The following is a 23,686-nucleotide window of genomic DNA, read 5'->3' as shown; positions in this document are numbered from 1 at the left end:
ATCTCCAGGAGGAGCGCATGACCACCCCGCAGACCGGATCCCCGAACCAGGAACAGCAGTCCGCCCTCGAGCAGTTCGGCATCAACCTGACCGACCGTGCCCGCGAGGGCAAGCTCGACCCCGTCATCGGACGGGACAGTGAGATCCGGCGCGTCAGCCAGGTGCTCACCCGCCGCACCAAGAACAACCCGGTGCTGATCGGTGAGCCCGGCGTCGGCAAGACCGCGGTGGTCGAAGGCCTCGCGCAGCGCATCGTCGCGGGCGACGTCGCCGAGTCCCTCAAGGACAAGGAGCTCGTCTCGCTCGACATCTCCGCGCTCGTCGCGGGTGCGATGTACCGCGGCCAGTTCGAGGAGCGCCTGAAGCAGGTGCTCAAGGAGATCACCGAGTCGGACGGCCAGGTCATCACGTTCATCGACGAGCTGCACGTGCTCATGGGCGCGGGCGGCGGCGAGGGCTCGGTCGCGGCCTCGAACATGCTCAAGCCGATGCTGGCCCGCGGCGAGCTGCGGCTCATCGGCGCCACCACGCTCAACGAGTACCGCGAGTTCATCGAGAAGGACGCCGCCCTCGAGCGACGCTTCCAGCAGGTGTACGTGGGCGAGCCGACGGTCGAGGACACGATCGCGATCCTCCGCGGGCTCAAGGGGCGTTATGAGGCGCACCACGGGGTGACCATCTCCGACAGCGCGCTCGTGGCCGCGGCCTCCCTCTCCAACCGCTACCTGCCCGCGCGGCAGCTGCCGGACAAGGCCATCGACCTGATCGACGAGTCGATGTCTCGTCTGAAGATGGAGATCGACTCCTCTCCCGTCGAGATCGACCAGCTCAAGCGTCAGGTCGACCGGCTGAAGCTGGAGGAGCTCGCGCTCAAGCGGGAGAAGGACGCCGCGTCCAAGGAGCGTCTCGGCACCCTCCGCGAGCACCTCGTCGAACTCGAGAAGGAGCTGGCCGGACTCGAGGCCCGCTGGGCGCGGGAGCGGCAGGGCCTGAACCGGGTCGGAGAGCTGAAGAAGCAGCTCGACGACGCGATCACCCAGCGCGACCTCGCCATGCGCAACGCCGACTACACGAAGGCGTCGAAGCTCGAGTACGAGACGATCAAGCGCCTGGAGCGCGACATCGCCGAAGCCGAGCAGGCCGAGGCCACCGCCTCGAGCGAACCGCGCATGGTGAACGAGCAGGTCACCGAGGAGGACATCGCGGCCGTGATCGCGGCCTGGACCGGCATTCCCGTCGGGCGGCTGCTGCAGGGGGAGAGCGAGAAGCTCCTGCACCTGGAGAACGAGCTCGGCAAGCGCCTCATCGGCCAGAAGGACGCCGTCAAGGCCGTGTCCGACGCGGTGCGCCGGTCGCGCGCGGGCATCAGCGATCCCGGTCGCCCCACCGGCTCGTTCCTGTTCCTCGGCCCGACCGGTGTCGGGAAGACCGAGCTGGCCAAGGCGCTCGCGCAGTTCCTCTTCGACGACGAGCACGCCATGGTGCGCATCGACATGTCGGAGTACGGCGAGAAGCACTCGGTCTCCCGGCTCGTCGGCGCCCCTCCCGGGTACGTCGGCTACGAGCAGGGCGGTCAGCTGACCGAGGCCGTGCGCCGTCGTCCGTACAGCGTGATCCTGCTCGACGAGGTCGAGAAGGCGCACCCCGAGGTGTTCGACGTGCTGCTGCAGGTGCTCGACGACGGACGGCTGACGGACGGGCAGGGGCGCACGGTCGACTTCTCGAACGTGATCCTCATCCTGACCTCCAACCTGGGCTCGCCGATCCTCATCGACCCCGTGCTCTCCGTGGAGGAGAAGCGGGAGCAGGTGATGGCCCTCGTGCGCCAGGCGTTCCGGCCGGAGTTCCTCAACCGTCTCGACGACATCGTGATGTTCCAGGCGCTCACCGAAGACGATCTCGCGCAGATCGTGGAGCTGTCGGTCGACCAGCTGCACGACCGGCTGCGCGACCGTCGCCTCACGCTCGCGGTCACTCCCGGGGCGCGGTCGTGGCTGGCCGAGCGCGGGTACGACCCGGTGTTCGGCGCCCGCCCGCTGCGTCGCCTCATCCAGACCGAGGTGCAGAACAAGCTGGCGACCGCCCTCCTCTCGGGCGGCGTGCACGACGGCGACACCGTCCGGGTGGACGTGGCGGCCGACGGCACGGGCCTCGTGCTCACCGCGACGACGCCGGAGCCGGAGCCCGAGGACGAGGACGACGTGATCGAGGCCGAGCTGCTCGACGACTGAGCGGCCTCGGCGCACCGCGAAAAGGCCCGGTATGCATCACGCATACCGGGCCTTTCGTGTGTCGATGCTCAGGCGCTGAGGACGACCGTCTCCGCGATCGGACGGCGCACCCGCGGGGCGACCTCGCGCTCCTGCAGCACCTCCGGCAAAGCCTCGATGTCGCCGAACTCGCCGACGGCGATGACGGTGGCGGGGGTGAAGCGGGGCTCGAGGTCGGCGAACTCGCGGACGACCTCGGGGTCGAAGCCGCTCATCTGGTGCACGACGAGGCCGTCGTGGTGGGCCTGCACGGAGAAGTGCGCCACGGCCTGGCCGAGGTCGTAGAACGCGTGGCTGATCGGCGTGCCGTCGGCGGTCGCGGTCTCGGCGATCGCGACGACGAGGACGGCCGCGTTGCCGGCCCAGGCCTGGTTGAAGCCCATGAGCGCGTCGACGATCTGGGCGTGCAGGGCGGTGCCGCGGCGGGCGACGATGAAGCGCCAGGGCTGGATGTTGTTGGCGGAGGGGCTCCAGCGGGCGGCCTCGAGGGCGGTGGCGAGCTTGGCCTCGTCGATCGGGTGCTGCGCGTCGTACGCGCGGGGGCTCCAGCGGCCGGCGAGGACGTCGAGGACGGGGTGCTCGGTCGGGGCGGTGCGGTCGATGACGGGAGTGCTCACGGAAGTGCCTTTCGGACGGAGGGGATCGGACGCCGTCGTCCGGGTACACGGGGGATGAACCGATGCATGTGCATGCATATTCCCGGAAGTCGGTTCGCGTCAGTCCAGGAGGTTGCGGGAGGCGGCGTCGGCGAGCGCGGCGCGGACGGCGCGGATCGACGGGGCGTCCGCGGAGACCCGGCGCGCGGAGGAGAAGATCTCCCGGCGCGGTTCGTGCGGGAGCGGGGCGAGGTCGACCGTCGGGGTGTCGCCGGCCCACACGAGCTCGGGGAGCAGCCCGACCGCGAGTCCCGCGTGGATGAGCCGGACGTGCGCGGTGAGGTCGGCCAGCTCGAAGCGCACATCGGGCTCGAACCCGGCGGTGCGGCAGAGCTGCTCGGCCCACGCGCGGGAGGCGGTCCCGGCGGGTTCGAGCACCCACGGCTCGGCGCGGGTCGCCCACAGGGCAGCGACGGGATCGGCGGATTCCGACGCTCCCGGACGCCGGGCGAGGGCGATGGCGTCGTGGGCGAGCACCACGCGGTCGAGGTCGGCGTGGATGGGACGCGTATGGCCCGGATACTGCTCCGCGAGGATGAGGTCGTAGTCGCGGCTCGAGACGCCCACCAGCCCGGACTCCGGATCCCGCTCGGTCACCTCGACGCGCAGGGCGGGGTGGCGCGCGCCGAGGGCTGCGAGGGCGCGGGGCAGCAGGGAGTGCGCGGTGGACTGGAACACCGCGAGGCGCACGGTGCCGGTCACCTCGGTGAGCGATTCGGCGACGGCGACCTGGGCGTGCTCGAGCTGATCGAGGATGCCGATGGCCTCGGCCACCAGGACGTTCCCCTGCGGCGTGAACTGCACGCCGCGACCGACCCGACGCAGCAGCGGCACCCCGACATCACGCTCCAGCGCGGCGAGCTGCTGCGACACGGAGGCCTTGCTGTAGGACAGCGCATCGGCCACGGCGGAGAGCGTGCCGCGGCGTGACAGCTCCACCAACAGACGCAGGCGATGGACGTCGAGCACGGCGGTTCCGATCGTTCGGGAGGAGTGAACAGAATCCACTCGAATCGGTTGATAGACGGAGCCTACCGAGCGGCTGGACAATGATCCAGCCGCACACGACACCCGGGTGTGCGAGGCCGAGGAAGGTACCCCGCTTCATGACCGTCATCGACGACACCACCCCCCGCACCGAAGAGGTCGCCGCGCTCGTGCAGCGCTGGCTCGCCGAGAGCGAGACCCACCCGGTCGAGCCCGCCGCCCAGCGCCTGTCCGAAGTGCTCAAGGACCCGAACGGCCTCGCCTTCACGGTCGGCTTCGTCGACGGCGTCATGCGTCCGGAGGATCTGCGGGTCGCCGGCCGCAAGCTCGCCGAGCTCTCCGACATCACGCCCACGCTGCTGCCCGGCTACCTGCGGGCCGCCATCAAGGCCGGCGGGTTCTGGGCGCCGAAGCTCCCGAACGTCGTCGTGCCGATCTCGCGGCGCGTGCTGCGGGCCATGGTCGGGCACCTCGTGCTCGACGCCACGCCGTCCAAGCTCGGTCCCGCGATCGCCAAGCTCCGCAAGACCGGCAACCGTCTGAACCTGAACCTCCTCGGCGAGGCCGTGCTCGGGGAGCGCGAGGCGGGCCGCCGACTGCAGGGCACGTACGACTTCCTCGCCCGTCCGGACGTCGACTACGTCTCGATCAAGGTCTCGAGCGTCGTCAGCCAGCTCTCCATGTGGTCGTTCGACGAGGCCGTCGCCGACGTCGTCGAGAAGCTCACCCCGCTGTACCGGCTCGCGGCGAAGGCCGAGGCGAAGGGTGCCCGCACCGGGACCCAGAAGTTCATCAACCTCGACATGGAGGAGTACCGCGATCTCGACCTCACGATCGCGGCCTTCACGAGCATCCTCGACCAGCCCGGCCTGGAGGACCTCGAGGCCGGCATCGTGCTGCAGGCGTACCTGCCGGACGCGCTCGGTGCCATGCAGCGGCTCCAGGAGTGGGCAGCCGCCCGCCGCGCCAAGGGCGGAGCGCCGATCAAGGTGCGCGTGGTCAAGGGCGCGAACCTCGCGATGGAGGAGGTCGATGCGAAGGTGCACGGCTGGCCGCTCGCGACGTACGGCACCAAGCAGGATTCCGACACGAACTACAAGCGCGTGCTCGATTGGGCGATGACCCCCGAGCGGCTCGATGCCGTGCGCATCGGCGTCGCCGGGCACAACCTCTTCGACATCGCCTACACCTGGCTGCTCGCGAAGGCCCGGGGCGTGACCGACCCTTCGACAGGCTCAGGGACCCAGGGGGGCGCGGCCTCAGGGACCCAGGGGCTGAAGGGCGCCCTCGTGGAGTACGAGATGCTGCTCGGCATGGCGACCGGGCAGGCCGAGGCCGTCCGCAAGGACGTCGGCCGCCTCCTCCTCTACACGCCGGTCGTGAACCCGGCGGAGTTCGATGTCGCGATCGCGTACCTCGTGCGGCGCCTCGAGGAGAACGCGAGCCCTGAGAACTTCATGTCCGCCGTGTTCGAGCTGGCCTCGAACCCGACCCTGCTCACCCGCGAGCGGGAGCGCTTCGAGCGCTCCCTCGCCGCGCTCGTCGCGGACCCGTCGGTACCCGGCCCGAACCGCACCCAGGACCGCACGGCTCCGCGCCCCGCGAACACCACGGACGGCTTCGCGAACGAGCCCGACACCGATCCCGCGCTCGCCGCGAACCGCGCGTGGGGTCGGGAGATCCTGCAGCGCTCGGTGTCGTCGACGCTCGGCCGGGACGCCATCGCCGCCGCGCGCATCGAGACCGACGCCGAGCTGGACGCCGTGTTCGCCGCCGCCACCTCCGCCGCCGAGAAATGGGCGGCGCTCCCCGCCGCCGAGCGCGCCGCCGTCCTGCACCGCGCGGGCGATGAACTGGCCGCCCGCCGCGGCGAGCTTCTGGAGATCATGGCGCACGAGGCCGGCAAGACCATCGCGGAAGCCGATCCCGAGGTCAGCGAGGCGATCGACTTCGCGCACTACTACGCCGAGCGGGCGAAGGATCTCGAGGCCATCCCCGGCGCCGAGTTCGTGCCGTCGAAGGTGACCGTGGTCACGCCGCCGTGGAACTTCCCCGTGGCGATCCCCGCCGGCGGAGTCCTCGCCGGCCTCGCCTCCGGATCCGGCGTGATCATCAAGCCCGCGAAGCTCACCCAGCGGTGCGGCGCCGTGATGGTCGAGGCGCTGTGGGCCGCAGGTGTCCCGCGCGATCTGCTCGCTCTCGTCGACCTCGCCTCCCGCGACCTCGGCACCCGCCTGGTCGCGAGTCCCCAGGTCGACCGGGTCATCCTCACCGGGGCCTACGAGACCGCGCAGCTGTTCCGCTCCTTCCGGGCCGACCTGCCGCTGCTGGCCGAGACCAGCGGCAAGAACGCCATCATCGTGACGCCGTCGGCGGACCTCGACCTCGCGGCCGCCGACGTCGCCCGCAGCGCGTTCGGCCACGCCGGGCAGAAGTGCTCGGCCGCGTCGCTGGCGATCCTCGTCGGGTCGGTGGCCGACTCGAAGCGCTTCGAGCGGCAGCTCGTGGACGCGGTCACCTCGATGCGCGTCGGGCTTCCCGACGACCCCGCCACGCAGATGGGGCCGATCATCGAGCCCGCGAACGGCAAGCTCCTCACCGCGCTCACCACGCTCGACAAGGGCGAGCGCTGGCTCGTGGAGCCCCGGAAGCTCGACGACGAGGGGAAGCAGTGGACGCCGGGGGTGAAGACCGGCGTGCGCGAGGGCTCGTACTTCCACCTGACCGAGTTCTTCGGACCCGTGCTCGGCATCATGCACGCGAAGGACCTCGACGAGGCCATCCGGCTGCAGAACGCCGTCGACTACGGCCTCACCGCGGGGCTGCACTCGCTGGACTCCGCCGAGGTCGCGACCTGGCTGGACCGCGTCGAGGCGGGCAACCTGTACGTGAACCGGGGCATCACCGGCGCCATCGTGCAGCGCCAGCCGTTCGGCGGCTGGAAGCGCTCGGCCGTGGGCGCCGGAGCCAAGGCCGGCGGCCCGAACTACCTCTTCGGTCTCGGTGAGTGGCGTGCGGGCGAGCTGCCCGCCGCGGCTCCGGGTGCGGCGGTGACCCCGGCCGTGACCGGGCTGCTGGAGGCGGCTGCGCCTGAGCTCGACCCCGTGGGCATCGAGTGGCTGCACCGCGCCGCGGCCGCCGATGAGCGCGCGTGGATCGACGAGTTCGGCGCCGTGAGCGACAAGTCCGGACTCGGCGTCGAGCGCAACGTGTTCCGGTACCGTCCGGTGGCGGTCGACGTGCGTATCGCCGAGGACGCGCCGTTGGCCGAGGGAGTCCGCGTGCTCGCCGCGGCACTGCGCAGCGGCAGCCCCTTCACCGTGTCGGCCGCGTCGCTGCCGTCCCGCGTGGAGAAGGCGCTCAAGGCCCAGGGCGTGTCCGTGAAGACCGAGTCCGATGCCGCGTGGACGAAGCGCTACGCGAAGGGCGCCCGGTCGTGGCAGCGGGTGCGGCTCGTCGGTGGCGATGCCGCCGCGCTGCACACGGCCCTCGACGGCAGCCCCGACGTCGCGGTGTGGTCCCACGCCGTGACCGGAGCGGGTCGGGTGGAGATGCTCCCGTTCCTGCACGAGCAGGCCGTGTCGATCACCAACCACCGCTTCGGCAACCCCACCACCCTCTCCGACGGCCTCCTCTGACACCGAGACCCCGGGTACACGCCGAGACCCCCTGCTGCACACGCGTGCAGCAGGGGGTCTCGGCGCGAAAGCGGGGTCTCGGGATCAGCCGCGCAGAGCCTCGGCGAGCTTCACGCGCGAGCCCATCCGGAGCAGGGAGTTCTCGTAGATCTTCGCGCCGACGACGATCGCCGCGACGCAGCTCGCCAGGAGGATCGCGAGGCTCAGGAGCGGCTCCCACCACTGCGCCTCGCCGACGAAGAGGCGCATCGGCATGCCGACCGGAGCCGAGAACGGCACGTACGACATGATCGTCAGCACCAGCGGGTTGTCGTTGAACACGATCACCAGCACGTACGGCGCCATGATGAGCATCGTGATGGGGGTCGTCGTCGATCCGATGTCCTCCTGCCGGGAGACCATGGAGGCCGCCGCCGCGAACATCGCCGCGAGCAGGATGAACCCGAAGAGGAAGAACACCGCGAACCAGATGATGGGGGCGCCCAGGGTGGTCAGCACCTCGCGCTGACCCGTCACGATGAGCCCTATGGTGGCGACGGCCGCGAGGGCGAGGATCTGCCCCATCGCGAGCACCGTGTTGCCGATCACCTTGCCGGCGAGCAGCGTGCGCGCCGGGATCGCCGACAGCAGCACCTCCACGACCCGGGTCTGCTTCTCCTCGACCACACTCTGCGCGATGGTGCCGCCGAAGGTCGCCGCGGCCATCATGAAGACGAGACCGAAGGCGATCGCGATGAAGTAGCGCAGCAGCGGGTTGGTGGTGACCGGTTCGAGGATCACGACCTCGGGGGACAGCGACAGCGCGGACACGAGCGATCCGGGGGCGTCCTCCAGCGCGACGATCGTGTAGCCCGCGGCGTTGTCCCCCGCGAGCACCGCCGCATCGACGTCCCCCTCGCGGACCAGCTCCTCGGCGTCGGCGCGAGAGGCGACCACGGTCACCTCGACGTCGGGCAGTGCGGACACGGCGGTCGCGGTCTCCGAGGTCACGGCCACCGGCATGGCGTCGTTGTTCTGACTCGCGAAGCCGCCGAACAGCACGCCGGCGAGGGCGATGAGCAGCAGGATGCCGGTCGAGATCAGGAACGCCTTGCTGCGGAGCTTGGAGCCGATCTCCCGCTCGGCGACCAGCCAGATCCCGTTCCGTGCGGGGGTCGAGGCATTCACTGGATGACCTCCTTGAAGATCTGGGCGAGGGAGGGGTGCTTGGGCGCGAAGCTCGCGACGTCGCCGCGCGCGACCGCCGACTGCAGCACGCGCTGGGCGGTGTCGGGGCCGTCCGCGTCGAAGAGCGCGTAGCCGCCCTCGAAGTCGACGACCGTGACCCCGGGCTCGGTGCGCAGCCACCCGGCGTCGCCCGCGGAGATGAGCTCGTACCGGTCGCGGGCGTGCTCGGCGCGGAGCCCGTCCCGGGACCCGGCGGCACGGATGGTGCCCCCCGCGAGGATGACGAGGTCGTCGCAGAGACGCTCGACCACGTCCAGCTGATGGGAGGAGAAGAGGATCGAGGCGCCGCGGGCCGCGCTGGCCTGCAGGACTCCGGCGACGACGTCCACCGCGAGGGGGTCCAGGCCGGAGAAGGGCTCGTCGAGGATCAGCACCTCGGGGTCGTGCACGAGCGACGCGGCGATCTGCGCCCGCTGCTGGTTGCCCAGCGACAGCGACTCGATCGTGTCGTCGAGGCGCTCGCCGAGTCCGAGCTCCGTGAGCAGCGCGGTCGCCCGCTCCGTCGCCTCCGGCTTGCTGAACCCGTGGAGGCGCGCGAGGTAGACGATCTGCTCCAGGACCTTCATCTTCGGGTACAGGCCGCGCTCCTCGGGCATGTATCCGAAGCGGCGGCGGTCGGCGGTGGTGAGGGGCGTCCCGTCGAGGTCGACTCGTCCGCCGTCCGACGACAGCAGACCGAGGATGATGCGCATGGTCGTGGTCTTGCCGGCGCCGTTGCCGCCGACGAAGCCAGTGAGCCGGCCCGGCGCGACCGTGAACGACACGTCGTCCAGCACCCGGCGGCTGCCGTAGCTCTTGGTGATGCCGGAGAGTTCCAGCAGTCCGGTGGTCATGTCGTGGTGCTCCGTCCGAAGGTGATCCGCATGACCTTCACGCTATTGAGCGCGGGCGGGGTGGGGCATCCCCCGCAGGGGGGACGGCGACGGATCAGCCGCGGGACGGACGGCCGGCGTGCAGCACCGTGCGCACGAGCAGGCCGGCGACCAGTGCCCAGAACGCCGCGCTCACCCCGAGCACGGCGATGCCGGAGGCGGCGACGAGGAACGTGACGACCGCGGGGAGGCGCTCGCCGGGGTCGTCGATCGCCTGCTGGACGGCCGCGCCGAAGGCGCCGAACAGCGCCAGCCCCGCGACCGCCGGGATCACCGCCGTCGGGGCGAGCACGACGAGCGTGGCGAAGGCGGCGGAGAACGCGCCCAGCACGAGATAGGACGCCCCCGTCGAGACCCCGGCGAGCCAGCGCCGGTCCGGATCGGGGTCCGCGTCAGGGGACGCGGCGAGGGCCGCGCTGATGGCGGCGAGGTTGATCGCGTGACCGCCCGCCGGAGCGCCCACGGCGGTGCCGAGACCTGTCACGAGCATCGCCGGACGCCACGGGACCTCGTAGCCGAAGCTGCGCATGATCGCGATACCCGGCACGTTCTGCGACGCCATGGTCACGATGAACAGCGGCAGCGCGATGCCGACCAGGGCCCCGACGGTGAAGGCCGGCATCGTCAGCTCGAACCGCGGCAGGAGGACGGCTGGGTCGACCGGGGTCCCTGCGGAGACCAGCGAGACGGCGACGACCGCAGCCGCGGCGACGAAGGCCAGCGGCACGGCCCACCGGGGAGCCAGCCGGGCGAAGATCAGCCAGGTCAGCACGACCGGGAGCACGCCCCACGGATTCGCGACGACCCCCGTGATCGGCGCGAGGCAGAGCGGCAGCAGCACTCCCGCCAGCATGGCCTGCGCGATCGACGGCGGGATCCGGGCGATCAGGGCCCCGAGCGCGGGCCAGAGCGCCGTGAGGAGGATGAGGGCCGCGGCCACGAGGAAGGCCCCGACCGCGGCCGGCCAGCCGCCCTCGACGCTGCCGGTCGCCACGAGCAGGGCGGCACCGGGAGTGGACCACGCGGCCGTGATCGGCATCCGGTAGCGCCAGGCCAGCACGATGCAGGCGAGCCCCATCGCGAGGCTCACGGCGAGGAGTCCGCTGGCTGCCTGCGCCGCCGACGCGCCGACGGCATCGAGGCCGGTGAGCACCACCGCGAACGAGCTCGTGAACCCCACGAGCGCCGTGACGATCCCGGCGACGATCGGACGGGACACGGGGACGGCGGCGGGCATGGCTCCGAGAGTATCGCGGGGGAGCGGTCCGCCTCCGGTCAGGCCAGCCCCATCCGATGCGCGAGCACGACGGCCTGCACGCGGTCCCTGGCGCCGAGCTTCTGCAGGATGCGGGAGACGTGGGTCTTCACGGTGGCCTCCCCGATGAAGAGGGCGCGGGCGATCTCGGCGTTGCTGCGGGCGTCGGCGAGCAGGGTCAGCACCTCGGCCTCCCGCTCGGTCAGCGGTTCCGCGAGGACGGGGGCCGCGGGCGCCTTCGCCACCGCGCGGGCGGGAGCGGCGTCGGCCTCCGCAGTCGCTCCGGCGAAGCGGGTGAGGACCCGGCGCGTCACCTCGGGTGCCAGCATGCCGTCCCCGGCCGCGAGCGCGCGCACTGCGGAGATGAGGTCCTCGGCGCCCGCGTTCTTGAGGAGGAATCCGCTCGCGCCGGCTTCGAGCGCCTGATAGAGGTAGTCGTCGCGATCGAACGTCGTCACGATCGCGATCGCGGCGCTCACCGAGGGATCGGCCACGAGCCGGCGCGTCGCCTCGATCCCGTCCATGTCGGGCATCTGCACGTCCATCGTGATGACGTCAGGGCGCAGGTCGGCGGCCTGCGCGACGGCCTCCGCCCCGGTCGAGGCTTCGCCGACGACGGTGATGTCGGGCTGGGTGTCGAGGATCGTGCGGAAACCGGCGCGGAGGAGGGCGTGGTCGTCGACGAGGAGCACCCGGATCGGCGCGGTCACCGGGCGTCCTCCGGCACGGGCGCGCCGAGCGGCACCCGCGCTCGCACCCGTACCCCGCCGGGCGCGCGCGGAGCGATCTCGAACGTGCCGCCGGAGGCCGCGGCGCGCTCCCGCATCCCGAGCTGGCCGAGGCCGGGACGCAGCTGGGCGATGGCGCGACCGGTGTTCACGACCTCGACCTCCACGCCGTCCTCGTCGTAGCGCACGCGCACGTCCGCTGTCGCCCCCGGCCCGGCGTGCCGACGGGCGTTGGTCAGCGACTCCTGCGCGATCCGGTAGAGGTTCACGGCGACGAGCGAGGGCACCGGCACCGGATCGCCGATCACGGTGTACGCGGTGGGGAGACCCGCCTCGGTCGATGCCTCCGCCAGGGCGGCGATGTCGTCGAGGGAGACGGTCGATGCCGGCTCGGTCGCGTCGCCGCCGGGGGTCCGCAGAGTCTCCAGCAGCTGGCGCAGCTCCTGGATCGCGTCCCGCGCGGAGGACTCGATCCCGGAGAGGATGCGCGCCGACTGGGCCGGATCGTTCTCGAGCACGAGGCGCGCGGCGCCCGCCTGCACCCCCATGACCGACACATGGTGGGCGACGACGTCGTGCAGCTCCCGGGCGATCCGCACCCGGTCGAGGGCCACCGCCTGCGCCGCCGTGACCTCGCGCTCGCGCTCCAGTTCGCGGGTGCGCTCCTCCAGCACGGTGCGCTGCTCGGCCGCCGCCCAGGAGCGCTCGCCGAAGTAGTAGGCGCCGCCGAAGTACAGGACGTTGAGGAGGATCTGGATGAGCATGAAGGCCACATAGGGCGACATGGCGCCGGCGACGACGTCCGCCTTGTCCGCCTCGCTGATCGCGTCGCGGTACATGGTGATGAGGAGCCACACGAACATGCCCACGATGATCGCGACACGGACGACGAGCGCCTTCCGGCGGTCGTTCATCCAGGCGCCGACCGTGTAGAGCGCGATGAACATCGCGATGTTGCCGACGTAGATCTCGGGGACCCGGATCGTCACGGCCGTGAAGTACGCCAGCGACACCACGACGGCGACGGTGCCGGGCCAGCGCCGGCGGAACCCGAGCGGCGCCGCCACGACGACGGCGTAGACGAGGGCCGTCCACAGCGGGGCCTGTTCGTCGCCGTAGACCTGGGCGATGGAGGAGAGCGCCGCGCTGAGGATCGCGCCGACGAAGAGGACGAGCGCGAGGAGGAGGTCGCCGCGCTGGTCGCGCAGGGTCGGCGTCCGGGTGAAGGCCATCCCTCCACCGTAGGGCGGGGGGTGGCGTGCGGCATCCCCCGCGCGGCGGACGCGCCCTCCTGTGATCTGCCTATTCCTTTCCGATGCGTCGATCGTCTACCTTCGGAGAAGGCATTGCCGCGGGATCGGCAGCGCTCGAGGTCGACCGCGACAGCATCGGGCTGCGCCGGCCTCCTCCGGAGGGTGGGGACATGGCGCGACGACGCGCGTTCTTTCGGTCGATCATGGGTGGGGCCGCGGCCCTCGCACTCGCACTGGGCGGCGCGACCGCAGCCGGTGCCGCGTCAGGAGGATCGCTGGCGGGGACGGTGACGGCGGAGGCGGACGGTTCGCCTCTCGCGGGCGTCACCGTCTCGGTGTCGACCGACGACGCGTCGGTCTTCGAATCCACGGTGACCGATGCCGCGGGTGCGTACCTCGTGCCGGACCTTCCGGCGGGGGAGTACGTCGTGGCCTTCGACGCCTCCGGGACGGACTTCATCCCCGAGTTCTGGGACGATGCGTCGTCGCGTGCGGCCGCGCAGCGTCTCATCGTCGCCGAAGGGGATTCCGTCGTGGGAGTGGACGCGGCCCTCGCACTCGGCGGGGCGATCGCCGGCATCGTGAGGCATCAGGCGGACGGCTCTCCACTCGAAGGCGTGACCGTACGGGCGGAGTCCGCCGACTATTCCGTGTCGGCGTTCGCGTCGACGGACGCGGACGGTGCCTACCGGCTCGCCGCTCTCCCCGCGGGTGACTACCGCGTCCGCTTCGAACCGGCGGACCCGACGCTCTCCGCCGAGTTCTGGGAGGATGCCTACGACGAGAGCAGGGCGAAAGCGGTCCATGTCACCGCGGGGCAGAGCACCGAGCGAGTGGATGCCTACCTCGCCGAGCTCGGTGTCATCCAGGGCACGATGACGTTGGCGGCCGACGACTCGCCCGTTCCCGGATGGGTGACCGCCAGCGACGCCACGACGGGGCTCACGCTGCAGGCGGACGTCGCGCCGGACGGGTCCTACTCCCTCACCGTCCCGCCAGGGCGGTACGTCGTTGCGTTCGTCCCAGACGGCGGACGGGGTATCCGCGAGTACTGGAAGAACGCGCGGCGAGAGGAAGATGCGACGACCATCGCCGTCGCCCAGGGGCAGATCGTCTCGGACATCGACGCGACCCTCGACTCGAGCGGGATGATCACCGGCGTGGTGCGCACGTCCGGCGCGCTGTCCGGCGACGCGATCGTGGAGGCGTACAGCGGGGACACCCTTGTCGGCATGGCCTACACGCAGCCCGACGGCTCGTACCGCCTGGCCGTCCCCGCCGGGACCTACATCGTGCGGGCCACGGCGAACGTGTACGACATGATTTTCGCCCCGCAGTTCTTCGACGGCGTCGCGACCCGGGCCGAGGCGACCCCTGTCGTGCTCGCCGCGGGCGGCGATCGCGCGGGAGTGGACTTCGACCTCGCGACGGGCGGCGCGATCGGCGGGAACGTCTCGACCGCGGACGGCGCTGCGGTCTCCGGGGCGACGGTCACGGCCCTGCTGTGGACGGCGTCCGGATGGCAGGAGGTTGCGGCCCTCGACACGGAAGGATCCTTCGTCTTGGGTGCGGGATCCACCCCCGAGACTCCGGGTGGCTCGCTGCCCGCGGGGGTCTACACGCTGCGGGTGGAGATGGCAGGCTACTGCACCGCGTACTTCGGCGGTGCGGAGTCGCTCCTCGGGGCGGGCACCTTCCGTCTGGAGTCCGGCGCGGTCCTGTCGGCACGGGATGTGATGTTGTCCTCGGAGTGCACGGCACCGCAATCGCCCCCCGCGCTGGCCCTGTCACAGGAGTCGATCCTCGCCGGGGAAGTACTGAAGATCTCGGGGTCCGGTTTCGCGCCCGGAGAGGCCGTCGTGATCGAACTCCGCTCGGAGCCGACCGAACTCGGAGAGCTCGTAGCGGGGATCGACGGCGCGTTCTCGGAAGACTTCCGCATTCCCGCGGGGTTCCCGGCGGGAAGTCACACCGTGGTCGCGCTGAATGCGCAAGGGGATGTGGTGGCGAGCGCGGCCCTGAACGTCGTGGCAGGAGCCTCGGGTGGAGCGTCGACGCCACCGCAGGGTCAGGACGACCTCGCAGCCACCGGGGGAGAGCTCCCGTCGTTCGCCGTGACCATGGCCGCGGGGCTCCTCCTCGCAGGAGCCATGCTCCTCCGACGCCGTCGGCAGCAGGGCTGAAAGGTCCGTCGCAGGTCTGCCAGGATCAGGTGTGACCTCCTCGACGCGCCCGCGCCTGGCACCGCTCTACCTCGCCGGATTCACCACCGCGTTCGGCGCGCACGGCATCGCAGCCGCCCTGGGCGCCGAGACCGAGGACATCGGCTGGACGCTGCTGGCGTTCGGCTTCACGCTCGCGCTGTACGACCTTGCGGAGGTGCTGCTCAAGCCGCTCTTCGGGGCGCTCAGCGACCGGGTCGGGGTGCGTCCCGTGATCCTCGGCGGGCTGCTGGCCTTCGCCGCGTTCTCGGTGGTCGGAGCGGTGGCCCCGGGAATGATCGGCCTCGTGATCGCACGCTTCGGCCAGGGGGCGGCGGCCTCGGCGTTCTCGCCGGCCTCCTCCGCCGCGGTGGCGCGGTTGACGGACGAGGCGTCGCGTGGCCGGTACTTCGGCCGCTACGGCTCCTGGAAGAGTCTCGGATATGCGCTCGGCCCCCTGCTCGGTGCGCTCCTCGTGGTGGCGGGCGGGATCCCGGCGCTGTTCTGGGCCCTGGCCGTGCTCGGGCTGGCCGCGGCCGGATGGGTGCTGGTCGCCGTCCCGGTCGTGCCCGTGCTGCCCCGGAAACGGGTGACCCTCGTCGACCTCGGCCGGGAGATCCTCGCCCCGGGATTCCTCGTCCCGACGCTGGTGCTGGCGGCGACGACCGGCGCGCTCGCCGTGGCCGTCGGCTTCCTCCCCCTGCTCGGCCGGGAGGCCGGACTCGGCACCGTGGGCAGCATGGCGATCGTCACGGTACTGGCGGTCGTGTCGAGCATCGTGCAGCCACTGGTCGGGGTGGCGCACGACCGTGGCCGGCTCTCGGTCCGCCTCGGGGCGGTCGGCGGGCTGCTTCTCGTCGGCGTCGGCATCGCTCTCTCGGCGCTGTGGGTGACGCCTGTCGTGTTGTGCCTCACGGGTGTGCTGGTCGGCGCGGGGGTGGGGCTGGCCACCCCGGTGGCGTTCTCGCACCTCGCGGCATCGACGCCCGCCGAACGCATGGGACGCACGATGGGTAGTGCGGAACTGGGCAGGGAGCTGGGCGACGCGGGCGGTCCGCTCGTCGCCGGAGCCGTGGCGACGGCGACGGTGCCGGCGGTCGGGATCGGCGTCATCGCGGCGCTCACGGCGGGGGCGGGCGCCCTGGCTCTCCTCGGGCTGCGACCGCCGAGTGCCGAGGCGCGTCCGAACGGGGCGGACTGACCGCGGTGGCCCGGTTCAGGGGCCGAGCAGGCGCTCGATCACGCGGGCCACACCGTCTTCGTCGTTGGTCGCCGTGGTCTCGTCGGCGGCTTCCTGCACGACGGGTTCCGCGTGCGCCATGGCCACGCCGTGACCGGCCCAGCGGAGCATCTCGACGTCGTTGAGGGCGTCTCCGAACGCCACGACGCCGGAGCGATCGATGCCGAGGTGCGTGCAGAGGCGCGCGAGTCCCGTGGCCTTCGTGACGCCCTGCGCCATGACCTCGACGAACGGGGCACCGGACAGCGTGGCCTCGAAGCCGGTGAGCCCGAGGGACCGCAGGGTCTCGAAGAGTGCGGCGGGCGCGAGCTCGGGGTGCCGGATCACGAGCTTGAGCGTCGGCGCCGCGAGCACCTCGTCCAGCGGCACGCCGCCCATCGTCGCGGGGTCGCGTTTGTGGTCGGACAGCTGCGCGATCGCCGCATAGCCGTGCTGTGCGACGAACGTCTCGCCGCCCTCCCGCACGCTCGCGAAGAGCAGGCCGGGGACGCTGGCGCGCAGCGCGTCGGCGAGAGTGCGCAGCGTCGCGGGCGGCAGCTCCTCGGCGAACAGCATGCGGCCCTCGGTGAGATGCGTCGCGTACGCGCCGTTGCCGCACAGCGCCCACCCGTCGAACCCGGCGTCGGCGGCGATCACACGAAGGCCGATGGGCTGGCGGGCGGTGACGGGCACCACCGCGACGCCCGCGTCCCGTGCGGCGTCGAGCGCCACACGGGTGCGCGGCGACACCGCGGACGAGCTGTCGAGCAGCGTGCCGTCGAGGTCGGTCGCGATCAGCCGCACGGGGTAGGTCCCTGAGCCTGCCATGCGATGGGTCCCTGAGCCTGTCGAAGGGCCGTGAGCCTGTCGAAGGGTCAGGAGAAGATCATCGGCAGGTCGTCGTCGGCGTCGTCGCCGCCGAAGTCCACGTCGACCACCACGGGCACGTGGTCGCTGGGCTGCTCGCCCTTGCGCTCGTTGCGGTGGATCGACGCGCCGGTGACGGCATCGGCGAACGTCTTCGAGCCGAGGATGAAGTCGATGCGGATGCCCTCGTTGCGCGGGAACTTCAGCCGCTGGTAGTCCCAGTAGGTGTAGCCCTCGGGGAGCAGCGGGCGCACGACGTCGGTCACGCCCGCGTCGGTCAGCGCGAAGAACGCGTCGCGCTCGGCGGGGGAGACGTGGGTGGAGCGGCCGACCACGATGTCGGGATCGCCGTTGTCATGGTCGAACGGGATGATGTTGAAGTCGCCGACGAGGGCGAGCGGGAGGTCGGGGTTCGCCGACAGCTCGGCCGCGGTGGACCGCTTGAGCTGCTCGAGCCAATGCAGCTTGTAGACATAGTGCGGGTCATCGAGCGAGCGGCCGTTGGGCACGTACAGGCTCCAGACGCGCACGCCGTCGACCATGACGCCCAGAGCGCGCGCCTCCTGCGGGGCATCGGGGCCCTCGTGGCCCTTCGCGAACCCTGGCATGCCGTCGAAGGCGGTGCGGACATCGGTGATGGGCAGCCGGCTCGCGATCGCGACGCCGTTCCACTGATTGAGGCCGTGCACCTCGACGTGGTAGCCGGCCTCCTCGAACGGTGCATACGGGAACTGCTCCGGCTTGCACTTCACCTCCTGCATCGCGAGCACGTCGATGTCTTCACGGACGGCGAACTCGACGGTGCGGGTGACGCGGGTGCGGATGGAGTTGACGTTCCAGGTGGCCAAGCGCATGCGTCCAGCCTAGGGTGTGCCTCCTACACTGGATGCCGTGACCGCACTCGACGCAGACCGCCAGACCCTCCTCGCCCTCATCACGGACGAGGCGGTGTTCCACGGCGATTTCACCCTGTCCAGCGGCAAGAAGGCGACGTACTACGTCGACATGCGCAAGCTCACCCTCGACCACCGCGCCGCTCCGGCGATCGGCCGCATCATGCTCGACTTGATCGCCGATCTCGACGTCGTCGCCGTCGGCGGTCTGACGCTCGGCGCCGACCCGATCGCGAACGCCGTCCTGCATGCCTCGGTCGGCACCGACCGTCCGCTCGACGCGTTCGTCGTGCGCAAGGAGCCGAAGGACCACGGCCGCGGTCGCCAGATCGAGGGCGCCGACGTGAAGGGCAAGCGCGTGGTCGTGCTGGAGGACACCTCGACCACCGGGCAGTCCGCGCTCAAGGCGGTCGAAGCGTTGCGCAAGGAAGGTGCGGAGGTCGTCGCGGTCGCGGTGATCGTCGACCGCAAGACCGGCGCCCAGGCCGCCATCGAGGCCGAAGGCCTGGAGTGGCGCGCGGCCTTCGACCTCGACGACCTCGGACTCGACCCGCAGTGACCCGCTACGCGCTGGCCGTCGACGTGGGCGGCACGAAGATGGAGGCCGCCCTCGTCGCCGACGACGGCGCGCTCGTCTCCGGCAGCCGCAGCCGGCAGCCCACCGGCCGTGAGGCGACGTCCGCGTCGTTGACGGCGGCGGTCGACGCGATCGTGCGGCATGCGCTCGCGGCCCTTCCCGCCGACGCGGAGCTCGTCGGCGCCGGGATCGGCAGCGCGGGTCCCGTGGATCGGACCCGCGGTGAGATCCTGCCGGTGAACATGCCCCTCGCGCGGGGGTTCGGCCTCGTCGACGCGGTCGCCCGTGCGGCCTCGACCGCACTCGGACGGGACGTCCCGGCGGTCCTGGGTCACGACGGCGGCGCGCTCGCGCTCGCGGAGTCGTGGCTGGGGGCGACGCAGCAGGCGGGAGCCTCGTTGTCGATCGTCGTGTCCACCGGCGTCGGCGGCGGTTTCGTCGTGGGCGGTGCGTATGTGCCCGGGGCCAGCGGCAACGCCGGGCACCTGGGGCAGGTCCGCCGCGAGGGCGGGCTCACTCTCGAGGAGATCGCCTCCGGACCTGCCAGTGCCGCCTGGGCGCGGGAGCAGGGCTGGTCCGGCGCGACCGGGGAGGACCTGGCCCGGGACGCCGCGGCCGGTGTCGCCGTCGCCCGCGCGGCGATCGAGCGTTCGGCCCGCGCCGTGGGGGAGGCGCTGGCCGATGCCGCCACCCTCGTCGACCTCGACGTCGTCGCCATCGGCGGCGGCTTCTCGCGGGTGTCGTCGGACTACATCGAGCTCGTCCAGCAGGCGCTCACCGCCAGCGCCGTGCACGAGTACTCGCGTCGCACCCGCGTCGTCCGCTCGGGCCTGGGCGACGAGGGGCCGTTGATCGGCGCCGCCGCCCTCGTCCTGCGCTGACGCGAGGCTCAGCTCCCCGACACGAGCAGGCGTCGCGGGGGCCCTTCGAGCCGGGCGACGGCGATCTTCAGCTCCGTGACGTCCGCCGCCACCGCATCGATGCGGGCGCCGAGCTTCTCTTCGGCGGTGTCGATGCGGGCGCCGAGCTTCTCTTCGGCGGTGTCGATGCGGGCGCCGAGCTTCTCTTCCACGGTGTCGATGCGTGCGGTGAGCTTCTCTTCGACGGAGTCGATGCGTGCGGTGAGCTTCTCTTCCACGGAGTCGATGCGGGCGCCGAGCCTTCCTTCGACGGAGTTGATGCGTGTGGAGAGCCGATGGTCGACGGTGCCGAGACGCTCGTCGATGCGACGGATCATCCCCGCCCCTGCCGCGAACAGGCTCGCGCCGAGGGTGAGCACGACGCCGATCGCGCTGACGACGACCGTGAGGGTGTTCGCGGACACGGTGCTCCCTTCCTCGGTGCGGGTGCGGCTTCGACGATACGTGGTCGCCGTGCGCGCGTCGCTCGGAATTCCGGGATCTGTGAAGCGATTACCGATCACGCGGCAGTGTGGAGGAGAGGGCACCCCAGGCCGTCCAACCAGGCGGATGAAACGCTGTTACACCCATATGCCACCTGATGTAGTTTTGATACCTACCTCTTGTCGGAAGGAAATCGATGCGCGTCCTGGGACTGATCTCCGGCACCTCGCACGACGGGATCGACGCCGCCGTCGTCGACTTCGCCACCAATGGGGGGTTCACGGCGCACGGCGTCGACCTCCGGGGCACGGTGCTCGCATCCACGAGCGTCCCCTACGATCCCGAGCTGCGGGCACGCCTCATCGCCGCGCTCCCTCCGGCACAGACCACCCTGGCCGAGGTGGCCGAGCTCGACACCCTCATCGGGCAGGCGTTCGCCGACGTCGCGGCTGATATCGCGGCCGAGGTCGGCGGCGTCGATGCGGTGTGCTCGCACGGTCAGACCGTCTACCACTGGGTCGACGGCTCCCACGCGCTCGGCACCCTCCAGATCGGGCAGCCCGCCTGGATCGCCGAGAAGACCGGCGTGCCCGTCGTCTCCGACATCCGCATCCGCGACATCACCGCGGGTGGTCACGGTGCTCCGCTCGTGTCGTTCCTCGATGAGCTGCTGCTCCGCGGTCGCGCCGGCGTCTCGGCGGCGCTGAACCTCGGCGGCATCTCGAACATGACCGTCGTCCGCCCGGACGGCCTCGTCGCCTACGACATCGGCCCCGCGAACGCGCTTGTCGACGCGGTCATCGTCGCGCACGACCTCAACCCGCTCGGCTACGACGACGACGCGGCGATCGCCCGCACCGGACGGGTCGACGAGGCGCTGCTGGACGCCATGCTCGCGGACCCCTACTACGCCCTCACCCCGCCGAAGAGTACGGGCAAGGAGCACTTCCACCTCGCCTACGTGCACGAGCACCTCGCAGCGCAGGGACGCGAGATCGCGGTCGCCGACGTCGTGCGCACGCTCACCGAGCTCACGGTCCGCACGGTCGCCCGCGACGTCGAGGCCGCCGGGATCGGCTTCCTCGCGGTGTCCGGCGGCGGCTGCCGCAACCCGCTGCTCCTGGACGGGCTCCGGGCGGCGCTGCCGCAGACCGAGGTCGCGCTGGCCGACGAGCTCGGCGCCCCCGCCGACAGCAAGGAGGCCATCCTCCTCGCCCTCATCGGCTGGTCGACCCTGCACGGCGTCCCCGCGATCGTCCCCGGTGGGACCGGGGCGCGCGAGCCGCGCATCCTCGGCACGATCACCCCGGGTGCCGGTCCGCTGCAGATGCCCGAGCCGGTCGCGGCGATCGACTCGCTCACGCTGACAGAGGCGGCCGGAGCGTCGCTCGCCTCCTGAGACCGGGCGACGGCCGTCGGCTCAGCGTCGGCGGTCGTCGTCGTCCCAGGGGCCTTCCCACCAGCCGGCGCGGCCGTCATCCTCGCCGCCGCGGCGGCGGGAGCGCACGAACTGCACCACGAACACGACCAGCGACGTGAGCATGATGAGGAACAGGACGAGGAACAGCAGGTCGCTCTGGCTCATGGGCGCTTCCCCTCCGCGGCATCCGCCACGATCTTCGCGATGCGCGCGGCCTTCGTCTCCGGCCGCTTGGCCATCGCGATGTGTGTGAGGCCGAACTTCTTCACCGACTTCGGGAACGCATCCCAGTTCCCCCTCGCCGCGGGCACCGCGTCGAGGGCGGCGGTGAGCTCCGGCGGCTCGATGCCGGCCTCGGGACCGTCGAGCACGGTCCAGGAGCCGTTCGCCTTCGCGGTCTCCAGCGCGCGGATGCCGGCCGGAGCGAGGAGCCCCGCGGCCTCCAGCTCCGCGATGCGGGCTTTGTTCGTCGCCGCCCAGCCGCTCCCCGGGCGTCGAGGGGAGAACCACTGGCCACCGGTCTCGTCGTCGAACGTGCGCACCGGGCCGTCGATCCACCCGAAGCACAGCGCCTGCCGGACGGCGTCCTCGTAGCCGACGCCGGTGGCGGATCGCCCGCGCACGCTCAGCAGCCACACCCCGGCCGTGCGTTCGTGGTTCGCCTCGAGCCAGGCGCGCCATTCCGCGGCATCCGCCGCCGTGACCCGCTCGCCGTCGTCGAGGGCGCCCACGTCAGTCCTCGTCGAGAGTGGGGATCGAGTCGGTGATGGTCGGCAGCAGGTCGGCGACCGAGTCGACGATCTCGTCCGGGCGGAAGGGGTACTGCTCGATGATCCGCTGGTCGCTGATGCCGGTGAGCACGAGCACCGTGTGCAGCCCCGCCTCGATGCCGGCGACGATGTCCGTGTCCATCCGGTCGCCGATCATCCCCGTCTTCTTCGAGTGCGCGCCGATCTTGTTCAGGGCCGAACGGAACATCATCGGATTGGGCTTGCCGACGACGTAGGGCTCCTTGCCGGTGGCCTTGGTGATGAGGGCGGCGATCGCTCCCGTGGCCGGCAGGACCCCGTCGGCGCTCGGGCCGGTGGCGTCCGGGTTCGTCACGATGAAGCGCGAGCCGTTGATGATGTGGCGGATGGCCTTCGTGATGGCCTCGAACGAGTAGTTGCGGGTCTCGCCGACGACGACGAAGTCGGGGTTCGTCTCGGTCATGATGAAGCCGGCCTCGTGCAGAGCGGTGAGGATGCCGGCCTCGCCGATGACGAAGGCGGAGCCGCCGGGGAGCTGCTGCGCGAGGAAGTCGGCGGTCGCGAGCGCGGAGGTCCAGATGCGCTCCTCCGGCACGATCAGGCCGCTCGCACGGAGGCGGGCCGAGAGGTCGCGGGCGGTGAAGATCGAATTGTTCGTGAGCACGAGGTACGGGATCTCGTTGCGCTCCCATCCGGCGAGGAGTTCGGAGGCCCCGGGGATGGCGTCGTTCTCATGGACGAGCACGCCGTCCATGTCGGTGAGCCAGCATTCGATGTCGTCACGGTGTGCCATGTGCTCAGCCTAGAGGCCTCACCTTTCCTTTCGAATCGCCGGATTGGCCCCATCCCCGGCCGATGTGCCGCAAAGTGCGCGATTCGAAGCCGGGGGTCAGGCCGACAACCACACCACGGCGCGGGCGGCGGGGGGCAGCGGCGGCTCGGTGCCGTCGAGGGTGATGCCGGACGGGGTCACCGTCACGGTCGTCCCCACGACGACCCCGTGGGCGTCGAGGGTCCGCAGCAGCTCCGGGTCGCGGTCGTCGACGCGGAGGACGCGGCCGGTGTGTCCGTCCGGGGCATCGGCGAGCAGCACGAAGGGCTCGCGTTCGATGCGGCCCTCGGCATCCGGGATGGCGTCTCCGTGCGGGTCGAAGCGCGGCCGCCCCAGGCGCTCGTCGATGCCCTCGAGCAGCCGGTCGCTGATGGTGTGCTCCAGCACCTCGGCCTCGTCGTGCACCTCATCCCATCCGTACCCGAACTCCTGCACGAGCCAGGTCTCGATGAGGCGGTGGCGGCGGACCATCGCGAGGGCCCGGGTGGTCCCCGCGTCCGTCAGCCGGACCGCTCCGTAGGGCACGTGCGACACGAGTCCCGCCGCGGCGAGCTTCTTCACCATCTCCGTGACCGACGACGGGGCGATGCCGAGCTTGGCCGCCAGGACCGAGGGGGTGATCGGCGCATCCTGCCACTCGGTGTGCGCGTAGACGGTCTTCAGATAGTCGTCAGCTGCCGGGGATGCCACCCCACCACT

21 protein-coding genes are annotated in these 23,686 nt (G+C 71.5%); 7 read left to right on the top strand and 14 right to left on the bottom strand.

The annotated features are described in order from the left end of the window. The first annotated feature begins 17 nt into the window (after positions 1-17). Positions 18-2,231, top strand: coding sequence for an ATP-dependent Clp protease ATP-binding subunit (locus tag KZC57_RS08790; RefSeq protein WP_082750120.1), 2,214 nt, complete (start codon positions 18-20; stop codon positions 2,229-2,231). A 68-nt stretch (positions 2,232-2,299) separates the two neighbouring features. Here KZC57_RS08790 and KZC57_RS08785 read toward each other — a convergent pair whose 3' ends face one another. Continuing rightward, positions 2,300-2,887, bottom strand: coding sequence for a nitroreductase family protein (locus KZC57_RS08785; RefSeq protein ID WP_025104923.1), 588 nt, complete (start codon positions 2,885-2,887; stop codon positions 2,300-2,302). Between the two features lie 99 nt (positions 2,888-2,986). Beyond that, positions 2,987-3,895: a LysR substrate-binding domain-containing protein gene (locus KZC57_RS08780; RefSeq protein WP_217583865.1), complete on the bottom strand. Its 909-nt coding sequence runs from the start codon at positions 3,893-3,895 to the stop codon at positions 2,987-2,989. A 137-nt stretch (positions 3,896-4,032) separates the two neighbouring features. Between KZC57_RS08780 and KZC57_RS08775 the strand changes: the two genes are divergently transcribed. Further along, positions 4,033-7,551, top strand: coding sequence for a bifunctional proline dehydrogenase/L-glutamate gamma-semialdehyde dehydrogenase (locus tag KZC57_RS08775; protein WP_247641520.1), 3,519 nt, complete (start codon positions 4,033-4,035; stop codon positions 7,549-7,551). 84 nt (positions 7,552-7,635) lie between these two features. On the opposite strand, the gene KZC57_RS08770 is transcribed toward KZC57_RS08775, so the two are convergent. The 5 genes from KZC57_RS08770 to KZC57_RS08750 all read right to left on the bottom strand — a co-directional run bounded on the left by KZC57_RS08770 (position 7,636) and on the right by KZC57_RS08750 (position 12,865). Next, a complete protein-coding gene (locus KZC57_RS08770; protein WP_247641519.1) occupies positions 7,636-8,718 on the bottom strand; it encodes an ABC transporter permease in 1,083 nt (360 codons plus the stop codon). Beyond that, positions 8,715-9,599: an ABC transporter ATP-binding protein gene (locus tag KZC57_RS08765; protein WP_247641616.1), complete on the bottom strand. Its 885-nt coding sequence runs from the start codon at positions 9,597-9,599 to the stop codon at positions 8,715-8,717. The genes KZC57_RS08770 and KZC57_RS08765 overlap by 4 nt, the downstream gene beginning before the upstream one ends. A 106-nt stretch (positions 9,600-9,705) precedes the next feature. Further along, positions 9,706-10,887 (bottom strand): benzoate/H(+) symporter BenE family transporter, encoded by a 1,182-nt coding sequence (locus KZC57_RS08760; RefSeq protein ID WP_247641518.1) that lies wholly within the window; start codon positions 10,885-10,887, stop codon positions 9,706-9,708. 38 nt (positions 10,888-10,925) lie between these two features. Then, complete coding sequence (locus KZC57_RS08755) at positions 10,926-11,615, bottom strand: response regulator transcription factor (protein ID WP_105950576.1); 690 nt, start codon at positions 11,613-11,615, stop codon at positions 10,926-10,928. Continuing rightward, complete coding sequence (locus KZC57_RS08750) at positions 11,612-12,865, bottom strand: sensor histidine kinase (protein WP_144881857.1); 1,254 nt, start codon at positions 12,863-12,865, stop codon at positions 11,612-11,614. Before KZC57_RS08750 ends, KZC57_RS08755 begins: the two co-directional genes overlap by 4 nt. Before the next feature lie 191 nt (positions 12,866-13,056). On the opposite strand from KZC57_RS08750, the gene KZC57_RS08745 reads away from it, so the two are divergent. Beyond that, positions 13,057-15,069, top strand: a complete 2,013-nt coding sequence (locus KZC57_RS08745) for a carboxypeptidase-like regulatory domain-containing protein (RefSeq protein ID WP_247641517.1) — start codon at positions 13,057-13,059, stop codon at positions 15,067-15,069. Between the two features lie 31 nt (positions 15,070-15,100). Beyond that, positions 15,101-16,288, top strand: coding sequence for an MFS transporter (locus KZC57_RS08740; protein ID WP_060922885.1), 1,188 nt, complete (start codon positions 15,101-15,103; stop codon positions 16,286-16,288). A gap of 15 nt (positions 16,289-16,303) precedes the next feature. Here KZC57_RS08740 and KZC57_RS08735 read toward each other — a convergent pair whose 3' ends face one another. Together KZC57_RS08735 and KZC57_RS08730 are read right to left on the bottom strand one after the other, a co-directional pair. Next, the gene (locus KZC57_RS08735; protein ID WP_247641516.1) at positions 16,304-17,134 is read right to left on the bottom strand and encodes a Cof-type HAD-IIB family hydrolase; all 831 of its coding nucleotides are present in this window, start codon (positions 17,132-17,134) and stop codon (positions 16,304-16,306) included. A gap of 47 nt (positions 17,135-17,181) precedes the next feature. After that, positions 17,182-18,027 (bottom strand): exodeoxyribonuclease III, encoded by an 846-nt coding sequence (locus KZC57_RS08730; protein ID WP_247641515.1) that lies wholly within the window; start codon positions 18,025-18,027, stop codon positions 17,182-17,184. Positions 18,028-18,064: 37 nt separating this feature from the next. On the opposite strand from KZC57_RS08730, the gene pyrE reads away from it, so the two are divergent. Next, positions 18,065-18,625 carry an orotate phosphoribosyltransferase gene (pyrE, locus tag KZC57_RS08725; RefSeq protein ID WP_025104912.1) on the top strand — a complete coding sequence of 187 codons (561 nt, stop codon included), beginning with the start codon at positions 18,065-18,067 and terminating at the stop codon, positions 18,623-18,625. Beyond that, positions 18,622-19,524 (top strand): ROK family protein, encoded by a 903-nt coding sequence (locus KZC57_RS08720; RefSeq protein ID WP_247641514.1) that lies wholly within the window; start codon positions 18,622-18,624, stop codon positions 19,522-19,524. The genes pyrE and KZC57_RS08720 overlap by 4 nt, the downstream gene beginning before the upstream one ends. A gap of 8 nt (positions 19,525-19,532) precedes the next feature. On the opposite strand, the gene KZC57_RS08715 is transcribed toward KZC57_RS08720, so the two are convergent. Then, positions 19,533-19,967 carry an apolipoprotein A1/A4/E family protein gene (locus KZC57_RS08715; RefSeq protein ID WP_247641513.1) on the bottom strand — a complete coding sequence of 145 codons (435 nt, stop codon included), beginning with the start codon at positions 19,965-19,967 and terminating at the stop codon, positions 19,533-19,535. A gap of 215 nt (positions 19,968-20,182) precedes the next feature. On the opposite strand from KZC57_RS08715, the gene KZC57_RS08710 reads away from it, so the two are divergent. After that, a complete protein-coding gene (locus tag KZC57_RS08710; RefSeq protein WP_247641512.1) occupies positions 20,183-21,385 on the top strand; it encodes an anhydro-N-acetylmuramic acid kinase in 1,203 nt (400 codons plus the stop codon). Between the two features lie 21 nt (positions 21,386-21,406). On the opposite strand, the gene KZC57_RS08705 is transcribed toward KZC57_RS08710, so the two are convergent. The 4 genes from KZC57_RS08705 to KZC57_RS08690 form a co-directional block, all read right to left on the bottom strand. After that, positions 21,407-21,571 carry a hypothetical protein gene (locus tag KZC57_RS08705; protein ID WP_186326370.1) on the bottom strand — a complete coding sequence of 55 codons (165 nt, stop codon included), beginning with the start codon at positions 21,569-21,571 and terminating at the stop codon, positions 21,407-21,409. Beyond that, positions 21,568-22,137: a YdeI family protein gene (locus KZC57_RS16525; protein ID WP_247641511.1), complete on the bottom strand. Its 570-nt coding sequence runs from the start codon at positions 22,135-22,137 to the stop codon at positions 21,568-21,570. Before KZC57_RS16525 ends, KZC57_RS08705 begins: the two co-directional genes overlap by 4 nt. Before the next feature lies 1 nt (position 22,138). After that, positions 22,139-22,948, bottom strand: a complete 810-nt coding sequence (locus tag KZC57_RS08695) for an HAD-IIA family hydrolase (protein WP_025104898.1) — start codon at positions 22,946-22,948, stop codon at positions 22,139-22,141. 96 nt (positions 22,949-23,044) lie between these two features. Further along, positions 23,045-23,677 (bottom strand): metal-dependent transcriptional regulator, encoded by a 633-nt coding sequence (locus KZC57_RS08690; RefSeq protein WP_247641510.1) that lies wholly within the window; start codon positions 23,675-23,677, stop codon positions 23,045-23,047. Positions 23,678-23,686 lie beyond the last annotated feature (9 nt).

The organism is Microbacterium sp. KSW4-4, from assembly GCF_023091185.1.
Taxonomy (GTDB): domain Bacteria; phylum Actinomycetota; class Actinomycetes; order Actinomycetales; family Microbacteriaceae; genus Microbacterium; species Microbacterium paraoxydans.
Note: the sequence above shows the minus strand (reverse complement) of the source record. Positions and strands in the feature narration are given on the sequence as shown.